The sequence below is a fragment of the Legionella saoudiensis genome, assembly GCF_001465875.1.
In the GTDB taxonomy this organism is placed as follows: Bacteria; Pseudomonadota; Gammaproteobacteria; order Legionellales; family Legionellaceae; genus Legionella; species Legionella saoudiensis.
On the sequence record NZ_LN901324.1, the window covers coordinates 1,532,215 to 1,545,147 of the forward strand.

Below are 12,933 nucleotides of genomic sequence, written 5' to 3' on the forward strand. Positions count from 1 at the left end.
CCGTGCCCATCAGTACCCTGATTCGAATATCTTTCGCGGGCAGGGGAATTAAAAACCATGGCACCAAGTGGGTCCCCGTCTGCGAAAAATATTCGAATAGTTATTTGTACATAAATGCGGGAAAGGACGGATAAGAGAGCTATTCGCCCAACAACCAACCTATTCAGGCAATACTAACACCCCATCCATTTCAACTTGTGCTCCACGCGGCAAAGCGGCAACACCTATTGCTGCTCGTGCAGGATAAGGCTCAACAAAATAACGCCCCATGGCCTCATTAATTAAGGGGAAATGACTTAAATCGGTTAAATACACATTGAGCTTCACTATATTGGCCAAGCTACCACCCGCAGCCTCACATACTGCTGATAAGTTTTCTAAAACCTGAGTTATTTGCTCACTAATGTCTTCGCTACACATTTGCATGGTCTTAGGGTCTAGGGGTATTTGCCCTGAAAGATATACGGTGTTACCGCATTGAATAGCTTGTGAATAAGTTCCAATAGCCTCTGGAGCTAATTTAGTATGTACAGGCTGCATTAATTATCCCCTTGTTTTTTTCGATATAGGCGCATCACCACTTTATTTGCCCGTAATCGACGCATTACACGAGCCAGGTGCGTCCGGTCAACAACACTGATTGAAAAAGTTACTGCATTATGGCGTCCATCACGAGGGTCTACGTTAATATTGCCAATATTTGAACCTGCCTCAGAAATAGCAGTCGCTAAAGCAGCTAACACACCCCGTTCATTAGCAACATCTACGGTAATATCAACCCAATATTCCCCTTCAACCTTTTCATCCCAACGTAAAGGAACAAACTGCTCAGGGTTCATTCGTGAAGTTTTTAAGGTAGCGCAATCACTGCTGTGAACAATGATCCCTCTGCCCTGCTGGAAAACACCAATAATGCTATCACCAGGTATTGGTTGGCAACATTCACCAAAATGTACCACCATTCCTTCAGTACCTTTAATAGCAAAGGGGCGCACTTTGCCCGCTTTATCTAATTCATGAAAGTCCTGGCTAACCACTAAACGTTTCGCAATTACCATCGCCATTTGATTACCAATACCAATGGCATAGAGCAAATCATCTATTGCTTTATAGTGTAAATCACTTAATAAGGCTTGCAGTGTCTCAGGTGGTACTTTGGCATAATCACTGGATAATTCCGCTAAAGATTGTTCTAATAATCGTTTTCCTAAAACAATAGACTCTTCATTTTGCTGGCTTTTCAAAAAGTGACGTATATTGGAACGCGCTTTACCTGTTACTACAAAGTTTAACCATGCCGGATTAGGATGGGCGCTGGAGGAAGTAATAATTTCTACGGTTTGCCCGTTCGATAAAGGGATACTTAATGGTACTAAACGCCGATTTACTTTCGCTGCCACACAACTATTCCCTACTCCCGAATGCACGGCATAAGCAAAATCAACCGGTGTAGCCCCCTTAGGTAACTCCATGATATGGCCTTTAGGAGTAAAGACATAAACCTCATCAGGGAATAAATCAATTTTAACGTTTTCAATGAACTCTAGGGAATTTCCGGTGCTGCGCTGCATTTCTAAAAGGCTTTGTACCCATTCTCGGGCACGTAGCTGTGCTTCATTTACTTCTAATCCTGAGGATTTATAAATCCAATGTGCTGCAACCCCATTATCCGCAACCTTATCCATATCCCGCGTTCGAATTTGTACTTCCAGCGGAACCCCAAAGGGACCAAACAAAGTGGTATGCAGTGATTGATAGCCATTCGCTTTAGGAATACCAATATAATCTTTAAAACGCTGAGGAACCGGTTTATAAGTACAATGCAAAGCCCCTAGAATGCGATAACAGGAATCAATATCCTCAGTGATAACCCGAAATGCAAATACATCAGTGATCTCCGTAAACGAAGCCTTTTTTTGTCGCATTTTACGATAGATACTGTATAAGTGCTTTTGTCTGCCAAATACTTGCTCATAAGGGATATTTAATTGAGCAAGAGCTTGCTGTAAGTCCCGCTCAATAGTCTGAGTTAATTCACGACGATTACCGCGGGATTTTTCTACGGCTGATTTAATTGCTCGGTAACGCATGGGATATAAGGCTTGAAAGCCTAGGTCTTCAAGACCTACATAAATGGAGTGCATCCCCAGGCGATTGGCAATGGGGGCATAAATTTCTAAGGTTTCAATGGCAATTCGTCGTCGTTTTGCCGCAGGCATAGAGCCTAAGGTACGCATATTATGTAAGCGATCCGCTAGCTTGACGATAATTACGCGAATGTCTTTGACCATCGCCAAAACCATTTTCCGGAAATTTTCTGCTTGGGCTTCTGCTTTGGATTCAAATTTGATTTTGGTAAGTTTGGTTACTCCATCGACTAGGGCCGTAATGTCTTCACCAAATTGACGGGTTAAATCTTCTTTGCTTACGGTGGTATCTTCAACAACATCATGGAGCAAAGTCGCCATAATAGTTTGATAATCAAGCCGCATTCGCGCCAAAATTAACGCTGCAGCAACAGGATGAGTGATGTAAGGCTCTCCTGAACGGCGCATTTGACCATGGTGTGCTTTTTCAGCAACCAAATATGCTTGGTAACATTTTTCTATTTGAGCTTGCTCGAGATAGCATTTCAGCTCTTCATCAAGCTCTTTAAAATAGCTCACGCAGCACTCCCTGATGTCCAACATGGTCATACCTCATTTTGGCTAAGATAATGGAAACAGCTTTCACATCCAAGCAAAAAAATTGAACCCTTACTAAAATAATAGCCCAAACCATAAAAAATGGTGCACCTGCACAATAGACCATTTAAATGCTTAAAAACACGTAATCCGTAGTGTAAATTCACACTGTAGGTAAGTTTCGTCATTGCGAGCGCAGCGCAGCAACCCAGGGATTCCGTGATCTGAACTCTGGATTGCTGCACTCGCAATGACTGTAGTAATTTAAAAATAATAAATTGTGGCGATTACCCATATTAGCAAAGTACTAATAATAAAACGCTGTAGCAACAAATTTTCCCGTATTACACTGCGCTAATACGGGCTACAAAATTTTTATTCTTTATCTAAAATATCTGCGGTAACAAGACCTTCAGCAATTTCACGCAAAGCAACAACTGTTGGTTTATCATTTTCCCACTCTACCATGGGTTGATCACCACGCACAGCAATTTGTCGTGCACGTTTTGTAGCCACCATAACCAATTCAAATCGGTTTGCTACATGCTCTAAACAATCTTCAACTGTAACTCGTGCCATAATTGCATCCTCCGGTAACCAAAACTTCTTATTTTACTGCGATGACATCAGGAATGAAAGTAATTTTGCTTGTTTATTTATTTGCCGCTCGATACGCAGACGATTAGCGAGCACAATAGTACATAAATCGGCCGCTGCATGTTCAAAGGTATCATTAATAATTAAATAATCAAACTCAGAATAATGGCTAAGCTCATCTTGGGCTTTTTTCATGCGCCCACGAATGATTTCCTCATTATCTTGGCCTCTATTGGTTAAACGCTCCTTTAAAGCCTCAATGGAGGGCGGAATAATAAAAATACTTACCGCGTCAGGAAAATTTTTTTTAATTTGCGCCGCACCTTGCCAATCGATATCTAAAACCACATCAATGCCACGTTCTAGGCGTTCACAAATTTGTGCTTTGGAAGTGCCATATAAATGGTTAAAAACCTGCGCATGCTCAATAAATGCACCTTCATTAATCATAGTAGTAAATTGATCTTCTTCGACAAAAAAATAATCTACTCCATGAGCTTCTCCTGGCCGCATTGCACGAGTAGTATGAGAAGTAGAGACTTCAATCTGCTCAAGAGTCGCTACCAACTTTCTCACTAAACTCGTTTTGCCTCCTCCTGAAGGCGCAGCAACAATAAATAAATTACCCGAATAATTACCCACGATATCACTCACTCAATATTTTGAATTTGCTCTCGCATTTGTTCAATTAGTACTTTCATTTCCACAGCGCTCTGAGTTAACTCCACAGAATCTGACTTAGAACTTAAGGTATTTGCTTCTCGATTCAGCTCTTGCATTAAGAAATCAAGGCGTCTTCCAGCTATTTTATCGCAATTTATAGTCCGACTCACTTCCTTAATATGAGTTTGTAACCGATCTAATTCTTCACTTACATCCAAGCGAGTAAGAATTAACGCAATTTCCTGTTCTACCCGATTTTCAGGCACTTCAATCTGTACAGCCTGCAAACGTGAAAATAATTTATCTTTAACTTGCTCCGCTTGATTCGCCACCAGATCGCAGGAGCGCAGTACTTCTTTATTTAAATCGTGCAAACGACTAAGCACATGCGATTGCAATGCCTGGCCTTCAGTAGCCCGCACTTGCTTAAGTTGTTCAATAGCTTCTGCGAATAAAGAAATTGCTTGCTGACCCAATTCTTCCACATCAGGAGCACTTACCTGCACTACTCCGGGCCATGCAAGAATCCGGCTTACTCCAAAATCATTTGCTAAATGATGTGTAGCTGATAATTGATGGCTTAAATCCACCAAAGCATTCACCATTGCCGTATTTACTAGCATAGACTGACTATCAGAACCAACATCTTGATATTTAAGCTGGCATTCTAATTTACCACGACTTATTTTATCACGCAGCGCATTACGTAAGTGTGGTTCAATAAAACGAAATGGCTCTGGCAAACGAAATGAAACATCTAAATACCGATGATTTACGGAGCGAATCTCCCAACACAGAGTCCCGGCATTGAGCTGTTTTTGTGCCCGAGCAAAGGCCGTCATACTTTGAATCATAAAAATACCATTGAAGATACGTCGCGCGACTATACCGCAATTTCAGAAAATTGGACAGAACTGATCAACGATAAAAACTGTAGCCTTGAACAGCGCGGCACCAAAGCTGCAAGCGGCAGTATAATGATAGTAGAATTGATTGTTTTCCATTTTTATGCACAATAGCAGTCCAATAAACTTGGATAATAAAACCATGAATGAATTATCTTTTAACCTAAATGAATTGAAATTAGAACAGGCTGTGCCTCCAGCTAATAAAGCACAACTTATTGAATTAGAAAATCATTTTGACCATCCCCTTCCATTTACACTGAAAGAAATCTTTAGAAACTATAATGGTGCTTCGCTCACACCATATCAGATGAATCATTTTTATGTAGTCGGTAAAGATAAAAGGAATACCTTAAATATCTGGTTTGCCATTAATAGATATAAAGACCTCTTAGGCCCCGAAACCCTACCCTTCGCAGAGCATGATACTCATTCAATTTATTTTCTAAAATGGGAAAATGGGCAAACCAACGTATATTTATGGAATGAGCTTAATCAAGAGAGCACCTTTATATCGAATTCCTTTGATAAATTTTTAGAGCACCTATTGGTTAAAACTAAATAAGGAGAAGGATAGAGAACTCCACAAAAAGGTCATTAAAAATTCAATTTGTCTCATTAGCAATTGAATAAAATAATATCGCATTATATACTTCGCACACATTGATTATTTATTACCACACATGAATACCCATGATGCAATTATTAATGCCTATGTATCCTTAGGTTATTCTCTTGATGATGGAGGATGTTGCCATGGAGCTGCTCTCCGGTGGTTAGAGGCTTCATTTTTGGATGAAGAACCTTTATTTCATAAACGTCTTCTCAAAATTGTAGCTTATGGCCAACATTTAAAAGCGGCTCTTGAGGCCGTTAAAGCAAAACGTGGAAAAAACTTAACTAAAGAAGATAAGTTTTTGCTAGAAATCCAAGCTTTTATGGATCATTTACATATCTTTCAAGCCCCATTTGAGCAACAAAGCTTGTTTAATACAATCCATCCTGTTCTTCAAGATGACATTGATAAAGCCTCCATGCTGGGCTCATCTGAGGCAATAAAACGCTTAGGTGGACTTACTAGTGTTTATTCCCAGTCCTTAATATACAACGAGCTCGAAATCGCCCAGTATTTAGATCATTTAGGAGTTGCATTAGAAAATCATTGTCTTCTTCCTGGAAAAAAAGTAGGTATTCTTTTATCCAGTTATCTCCATTCAATTGCACTAACCTACACTACAGGCAAAGGATGGAGATTTATGGATATTAATGAATATCCACCCGAATCTTTGCCAAAAAATGAAACTCAAAAAATTGCCAAAAAAATTGTGGACAGTCTCAAACAACATCAGAGCCCTTATATTGCCTTTACCTCTAAAGTAATTACAGTAAAAAATGATCTCTTCATAAATTCATTAACAGAAGGACTTTCCAAACTAAGCGCAACCCATCCGGTAACGAATAACATAGCTCAACGTGAAGAACAAGTGAACTTGTGCTTTCTAGCCTCAATGCGAGGTGAGGCAAAAATTGTTGATGAAGCAGCAAAGAATGGAGCAAACGTAGAGTTTACAGATAAAAATGGGATGACTCCGGTTATGATTGCTACTTTACAAGGGCATGATGCTGTTATCAACGTACTTGCAAAACATAATGCTAATCTCGATGTAGTGGATGAAGAGAGCGGCAGGACTCCTCTGCATTATGCTATAGCGGATAAATATACTAAAGTTATTACTTGCCTTGCCCAACACCAGGCGGATCTTAATGCTCGGGATCGTAAAATGTGTACCCCGCTTATACTCGCCGTTAGTCGCGGAAATGTAGAGGCCGTAGCTGAGTTAATAAAATTTGGGGCTGATGCGAGCCAATCTATTGCCTACCCTCTCAAAAAATTTAACCCGACGAGTGCATTATCTAATCAACGCTTTAATACCTTAGTAAAACAAAAACTTGTGGTAAATGACGAGATTCTCATCACACCTCAGGAAATAGCCTACGTTGAGGGAAATGAACCCATTGTAACGTTATTAAAACATGCGAGTAGAATTAATTCATTATATCAATCCGTTGTAGCCTTGGAAAAATATTGTGAAACATCTCAAACACCGCAGGCAGTGAATGCAGCTTACGGGTTAAAAGAATTTACTAATGAATACATAAGCTTGCTTACCTCACCACAGTATTTTTCCCGATTAGGTGAATTAGATAATCGATATACTAAGGGAATGCAGTTTCTTGCGACACAAAGCCAAGAACCACAATATGTAGCGTTATTAAATAATATACACCTTGAATTTAAAAGCTTAGCATCAGCCCTCCGCCCCTTGAATGATTCCCCTTTAAAAAGGAAATCATTATTTGCATCCAATGTTCCAAAGGTAGGAAAACGAATGAAAATAGCTGAGGATTCTGTAGATGAATCTATGAGGCCCGATAAGGGGATTTAACTAGATCACTATATGATGAGTGCAACTCGACGCGTTAAGGAGTATAATTGTTCTTTTTTGCGAGGATTATCCCATGCGTCCCAGTAATCGTGAAGCCAATCAACTTCGTCCTATAAAATTAACCCGCAACTTTACAAAACATGCAGAAGGTTCGGTGCTTGTTGAGTTTGGAGATACTAAGGTTCTATGTACTGCCTCAGTGATTGATGGTGTACCTCGTTTCATTAAGGGTAAAAACCAAGGCTGGGTAACTGCAGAATACGGCATGCTTCCTCGTGCTACTCATAGTCGTACAGAGCGTGAGGCTGCAAAAGGGAAACAAGGTGGTCGTACTATGGAAATCCAGCGCCTTATTGGTCGCTCCTTAAGAGCTTGTGTGGATTTAAAATTCTTGGGCGAAAATACCATTACTTTGGATTGTGATGTTATCCAAGCAGACGGCGGAACACGCACTGCAGCCATTACAGGGGCTTGTGTTGCCATGAGAGATGCGGTTACTTGGATGGTTGAACGCGAAAAAATTCGTAGAATGCCTACGTTTAATTATATTGCTGCAGTTTCTGTGGGTATTTATAGAGGCCAACCAGTTCTCGATTTAGATTATGCTGAAGATGTGCTTGCTGAAACGGACATGAATGTGGTGATGACTGAGGCAGGACATTTTATTGAAGTGCAAGGAACAGCGGAAGATAAAAATTTCAATCGTGATGAGTTGAACAGTATGCTTGCTTTGGCTGAAATTGGTATTCCTCAACTGATTGAGTTACAGAAAAAGGCTTAACTGCTTATAGTTGGCAGGCAAGGGCCGAGATTTTGATTATCATCTCCGCCTGGAGGCAATCTATCTATAAATTTGGCAAAGTGCCATAATAATGATGATACTTCCGGGCGGTTTCAACCCTCTTAAGATAAACTAAACAAACTCTTATCTACTGCAATATCACCAGCAACATCCCTTGATATAACATCACTTCTCACCAATTCCAACAAATGCTGATCTAAAGTCTGCATTCCTAGCGCCTTCCCCGTTTGCAAAAAAGAAAACATCTGCGCCACTTTATCTTCGCGAATTAAATTACGTATCGCGCCAGTGCAAATCATAATTTCTAAAGCTGCGATACGTCCACTTCCCTGCTTTCGTCTTACCAAACGCTGTGCAATAACCGCTCTTAATGATTCTGCTAAGACAGAGCGTGCCATTGTTTTTTCCTCTACAGGAAAAACATCAATAATACGATTGACTGCATGAATCGCAGAGTTTGTATGTAAGGTTGCTAATACCAAATGCCCTGTTTCTGCAGCACTCATAGCCAAACGTATCGTCTCTACATCGCGTAGCTCTCCCACCAGAAGTACATCAGGATCTTCGCGTAAAGCAGAGCGTAGTGCTGCCTGAAAACTATGGGTATTAGTATGCACTTCACGTTGATTTACTATGCATTTGTTACTTGGATGTACAAACTCAATTGGATCTTCAATTGTTAGGATATGGCCATGGCGTGAGGCGTTAATGCAATCAATAATCGCTGCTAAAGTCGTACTTTTTCCTGAACCCGTTGGTCCCGTTATTAAAATCAAACCATTAGAGTAAGTAATGAGTTCCCTGAAAATTGGCGGCAAATTTAAATCACTAAAACTAGGAATAACTGCGGGAATGAGCCGAAAAACCGCGCCGATACCACGTAGATGATGGAACACATTAACGCGGAAACGACCAAGTGCTGTAATTGCAAAAGAAAAATCAAGCTCCAAACGCCTTGTTAGCTCTTCTTTTTGTTGCACGTTCAGGCACTCATGAATTATGGCCAATAATTCGCCATGCTCTAAAACGGGTAAATTAACTGTACGTAATTCGCCATCAACACGGATTCGGGGTTCTAGACCCGAAGACAAATGTAAATCTGAAGCCTGATTGTTAACCGCGAACGTCAATAATTCGATAATATCCATAATTTAATGTGTCCAATTTACTGCGAGTGCTGGTACGGTCAGCAGATTAACATAGAAGGATCTACTCGGCAAACGCCCTGTCTTTTGCTATTGTTATCGTTTTAAAGACAGTGCGTGCACATGAAACTTCAATCTAACTTAAATCAAATACAACAACTCATTAAGCAGGCAGCGTTAGAAAGTGGCCGGAATGAAAATGAGGTATTGCTGCTTGCCGTCAGTAAACAACAAAGTGCAAAATCAATTGCCCAATTATTCGAGCTTGGCGTAAAAAACTTTGGCGAAAACTATTTTCAGGAAGCCCATGAAAAGATTAATGCCTTAAAAGAATTGCCCATATGTTGGCATTTTATTGGGCCTATCCAAAGTAATAAAGCCAAAAACATTGCGCGTGATTTTAATTGGGTTCATAGCATAAATAGGCTAAAAATAGCCCAAATACTAAATGAACATCGTCCGTCCAATTTACCTCCATTAAATGTGTGCTTGCAGGTTAACTTAGTCCCGGAAGAAACTAAATCAGGTATTAGTCCAGAAGACGTAATTGAATTAGCTTTAGCAGTGAGCCAATTGCCGCATCTCAAACTTAGGGGCTTAATGACCATTCCTCCTCCGGAACATAATCCACAAAAACAATATGAGCTCTTTATGCAAATGACTTTGCTCTTAAAATCCTTGAACATACAATTAGGCTTAAATATGGATACTTTATCCATGGGAATGAGTGATGATTTGGTTCCGGCAATTAAAGCAGGAGCCACTATTGTGCGTATTGGTCGAGCTATTTTTGGTGAGCGTGGCAAATAGCTCAAACAATAACGAATTCGTCATCCCGAACGTAGTGAGGGATCTTTTGAATACGGCAAGGAGCTAGCATGTGCCGCATACAGAGAGACTTCGTCGTAAACTTCTCAGACATACCTTTTATTAACTTGTACTCTCTTGTACGTTCTTTCAATGGGCTTGCTTTCTGGATTTCTCTATTTAGGTATATACTAGCTGGCGTATATCAACAAAAGTAAGGATTAGGGGTAAATATGTCAGGTTTAACCGCTGTAGGATTATTTGTTGTTTCTTTAGCTTTCTCAGTACTTATTTTTAGTATCTGGTTACGGATGGCGCTTCGTTACTTTCGCATCAGTGCAATTAACCCTCTAAGCCAATTGATCCATACCATCACGGATCCTCTAGTAATCCCAGTACAACGCTTACTGAAATTAAGTCCTAAACCTGGGCAAAAATATGATAGCGCAGCCATTGTCGTGCTTGTGCTGGTTGAAATAGTGAAGATTTTTATCCTCAGCATGATCGCATTTCATGGTCTGATGCCCCTAGGCTATTTTATCCTCTATGTTCTTGCTGATTTAATCATGCAACCGTGTGATCTTCTTTTCTTCGCCATTTTGATCCGGGTAATTATGAGTTTTGTTAATCCTGCATGGAATGGCCCCATTGAGTCTTTTTTACGTACCTTAACCGATCCCTTGCTGAAAATCGGACGTAAAATTATTCCTGATATTTCCGGTTTTGATTTTTCCCCCTTTGTTATGCTTATGATTTTGAAAGTTATTACGTTATTCATTAATGCGAACCTTCCCTGGAGAATACTATAAAACGAACTATACTTATTTGTAGACAAGGGCTACAAGGATGAAATTATGAAATGGTCGCATTATACAGGTTTAGCTTTAGTTATTTTACCTTTTAGTCTATTTGCTGATGACCAATTATATTGTCCACAGAATCATGCTTACATTAATGTGGGCATGACTCCTGACGAGGTAATAGCAGCCTGTGGTCAACCCATCAGTCAACAAGATTCGAATCAACCTGTTTTAAGAAAAGTACCTGTTCAACAACTTATTTATAATAATAAAGGTGCCGATACTGCATTCTATGGTGTATGGAACATTCCCACAGGTAATGGTGGGGCTCAGCTGGAAGTAGATATCGCTGATCAAAAAGTACGAAGTATTAAATTAAACAGTTCTGATAGTAATTCCGTTTCTATTTGTGGTGGTAATAGCATCCAGATTGGGGATCCGGTAGAAAAAGTTTATTATTCCTGCGGTAGCCCTTCATTAACGAATAATACCTATATTAATGAAGTAGTGCCTACTGCTGAAAAACCTAAAGTATGGATTTATCAACCTGGTCAATATCAACCTACAGTAACCTTGACTTTTGTTAATGGCAAATTACAATCCATCAATTAAATAACATAAGGTACCACTTGAATGACGGAAACAGTTGATGATATTACCATTGCCTTTAGCGAAAACGGTACAGAAGTAACTAAAGAGCTGGATAAGCAGGTATTAAGCAAGGGAGCCTGGACCACTATTATATTTAAATATCAGGATTGGGATAATAGCAAAAACGATTTTGGACCCGTAAAATATTCCATTCGCCGTTATCAAAAGCGTAATAATCAATATTGGCAGAAGTCTAAATTTAATATTTCTAGCGCGGATCAGGCGCAAAAGATTGTGAATATTCTTAGTGATTGGTTAAAGTAATTAGATTGAGATCTTGGTAGGCTGGGCTGAAAAGCCCAGCAAACAGGATGCGAGCTAGCTCTGATGCTGGGCTTTGACAGCCCAGCCTACATAGTCTGTTCAGGACATGGTTTTAACTTACCCACTCCAATCCCGCATGTCGACGCTCAAAATAATTAGCCACCATACTATCAGTAACCATATCCAAGCTTTCTGGATTCCAATGCGGTTTCTTGTCTTTATCGATCAATAAAGCGCGCACGCCTTCATAAAAATCTTTGCCATGCATGAAATGGCTCACTAAGGTGTAATCCATTTGCAAACATTCCGCCAAAGTTAATCCCTTAGCGCGATGCAATTGCTCTAAAGTGACTTTAAGGCTTAATGGTGATTTTTGTGATAAGGCATTCTCAATACTCACAGGCCATACCCCCTCCTGATCTTGTAATGAGGATTTAATCATTTCCACACTGGGATGAGCGAAACAGACATTGATTGCAGGCTTTATCTGACTGGGCTCAGAATCGGATATTAAAACAGCATATTCATGCAAGCATTGGTCAACACCTTTAAATGCATCTGCTGATAAATCAGCTTGTTGTAATGTCTTAATTAATGCAGGAATATGTTCGGAAGCTATAATATTCTTTACTAAACCTGCTTTTAACGCATCCTGAGGGCCTAATCGATTACCGGTTAATCCCAAGTATGTACCTAAATGACCAGGGCAGCGCGTTAATAAATAACTGGCGCCAATATCTGGAAAAAAGCCAATGCTGGTTTCAGGCATTGCAAAAACAAAGCGATCGCAGGCTACAGGATGACTTCCATGCAATGAAATACCAACCCCACCGCCCATCACCATGCCATCAATTAAAGAAATATAGGGTTTACCAAAATGGTGAATAAAGTGATTTAAACGATACTCGTGCCAGAAAAACTGCATTTGCTCTGAATCATTTAAGCGGCCAGAAAAATACAGTGCACGGATGTCTCCACCAGCACAAAAAGCATTCCCCGGTGCTGCTTGTACTATCACAGCACGAATGTGCTCATCCTCTTTCCATAAGCTTAATTGCCGTTGCATGGCTAAAATCATGGTTAAAGTAAGCGCATTCAAAGCACTTGGGCGATTTAATGTAATTAATCCTAACTGACCTTCCTGTGTAAAAAGCACGTCTTCAGTCAT

15 protein-coding genes are annotated in these 12,933 nt (G+C 40.0%); 8 read left to right on the plus strand and 7 right to left on the minus strand.

Annotated elements, in window-relative coordinates; all coding sequences use genetic code 11:
• Positions 1-159: 159 nt before the first annotated feature.
• From BN3124_RS15600 to BN3124_RS15620, 5 genes are all read right to left on the minus strand, one after another.
• Positions 160-540: a RidA family protein gene (locus tag BN3124_RS15600; RefSeq protein WP_058535683.1), complete on the minus strand. Its 381-nt coding sequence runs from the start codon at positions 538-540 to the stop codon at positions 160-162.
• Positions 540-2,666, minus strand: coding sequence for a bifunctional GTP diphosphokinase/guanosine-3',5'-bis pyrophosphate 3'-pyrophosphohydrolase (gene spoT, locus BN3124_RS15605; protein ID WP_058535684.1), 2,127 nt, complete (start codon positions 2,664-2,666; stop codon positions 540-542). The genes BN3124_RS15600 and spoT overlap by 1 nt, the downstream gene beginning before the upstream one ends.
• Before the next feature lie 393 nt (positions 2,667-3,059).
• Entirely contained in the window at positions 3,060-3,263 is a 204-nt protein-coding gene (rpoZ, locus tag BN3124_RS15610) for a DNA-directed RNA polymerase subunit omega (protein WP_058535685.1), read from the minus strand.
• Positions 3,264-3,296: 33 nt separating this feature from the next.
• The gene (gene gmk / locus BN3124_RS15615) at positions 3,297-3,926 is read right to left on the minus strand and encodes a guanylate kinase (protein ID WP_196398945.1); all 630 of its coding nucleotides are present in this window, start codon (positions 3,924-3,926) and stop codon (positions 3,297-3,299) included.
• 5 nt (positions 3,927-3,931) lie between these two features.
• Entirely contained in the window at positions 3,932-4,798 is an 867-nt protein-coding gene (locus tag BN3124_RS15620) for a YicC/YloC family endoribonuclease (protein WP_058535687.1), read from the minus strand.
• Here BN3124_RS15620 and BN3124_RS17110 point away from each other — a divergent pair.
• The 4 genes from BN3124_RS17110 (at position 4,790) to rph (ending at position 8,077) form a co-directional block, all read left to right on the plus strand.
• Positions 4,790-4,963: a hypothetical protein gene (locus tag BN3124_RS17110; RefSeq protein WP_155522669.1), complete on the plus strand. Its 174-nt coding sequence runs from the start codon at positions 4,790-4,792 to the stop codon at positions 4,961-4,963. The two genes, BN3124_RS15620 and BN3124_RS17110, sit on opposite strands and share 9 nt — an antisense overlap.
• Before the next feature lie 28 nt (positions 4,964-4,991).
• Positions 4,992-5,414, plus strand: a complete 423-nt coding sequence (locus BN3124_RS15625; protein WP_058535688.1) for an SMI1/KNR4 family protein — start codon at positions 4,992-4,994, stop codon at positions 5,412-5,414.
• A 118-nt stretch (positions 5,415-5,532) separates the two neighbouring features.
• Complete coding sequence (locus BN3124_RS15630) at positions 5,533-7,296, plus strand: ankyrin repeat domain-containing protein (protein WP_058535689.1); 1,764 nt, start codon at positions 5,533-5,535, stop codon at positions 7,294-7,296.
• Between the two features lie 73 nt (positions 7,297-7,369).
• On the plus strand, positions 7,370-8,077 hold the full coding sequence (rph, locus tag BN3124_RS15635; protein WP_058535690.1) for a ribonuclease PH: 708 nt from the start codon (positions 7,370-7,372) through the stop codon (positions 8,075-8,077).
• 122 nt (positions 8,078-8,199) lie between these two features.
• Here rph and BN3124_RS15640 read toward each other — a convergent pair whose 3' ends face one another.
• On the minus strand, positions 8,200-9,246 hold the full coding sequence (locus tag BN3124_RS15640; protein WP_058535691.1) for a type IV pilus twitching motility protein PilT: 1,047 nt from the start codon (positions 9,244-9,246) through the stop codon (positions 8,200-8,202).
• Positions 9,247-9,366: 120 nt separating this feature from the next.
• On the opposite strand from BN3124_RS15640, the gene BN3124_RS15645 reads away from it, so the two are divergent.
• The 4 genes from BN3124_RS15645 to BN3124_RS15660 all read left to right on the plus strand — a co-directional run bounded on the left by BN3124_RS15645 (position 9,367) and on the right by BN3124_RS15660 (position 11,765).
• A complete protein-coding gene (locus BN3124_RS15645) occupies positions 9,367-10,053 on the plus strand; it encodes a YggS family pyridoxal phosphate-dependent enzyme (protein ID WP_058535692.1) in 687 nt (228 codons plus the stop codon).
• A 230-nt stretch (positions 10,054-10,283) separates the two neighbouring features.
• Complete coding sequence (locus BN3124_RS15650; protein WP_058535693.1) at positions 10,284-10,859, plus strand: YggT family protein; 576 nt, start codon at positions 10,284-10,286, stop codon at positions 10,857-10,859.
• Positions 10,860-10,904: 45 nt separating this feature from the next.
• Positions 10,905-11,462, plus strand: a complete 558-nt coding sequence (locus tag BN3124_RS15655) for a DUF2845 domain-containing protein (RefSeq protein ID WP_058535694.1) — start codon at positions 10,905-10,907, stop codon at positions 11,460-11,462.
• A gap of 21 nt (positions 11,463-11,483) precedes the next feature.
• Positions 11,484-11,765: a hypothetical protein gene (locus BN3124_RS15660; RefSeq protein ID WP_058535695.1), complete on the plus strand. Its 282-nt coding sequence runs from the start codon at positions 11,484-11,486 to the stop codon at positions 11,763-11,765.
• A 112-nt stretch (positions 11,766-11,877) separates the two neighbouring features.
• Here the strand turns inward: BN3124_RS15660 and BN3124_RS15665 are convergent, their stop codons facing one another.
• A complete protein-coding gene (locus BN3124_RS15665; protein ID WP_058535696.1) occupies positions 11,878-12,933 on the minus strand; it encodes an enoyl-CoA hydratase/isomerase family protein in 1,056 nt (351 codons plus the stop codon).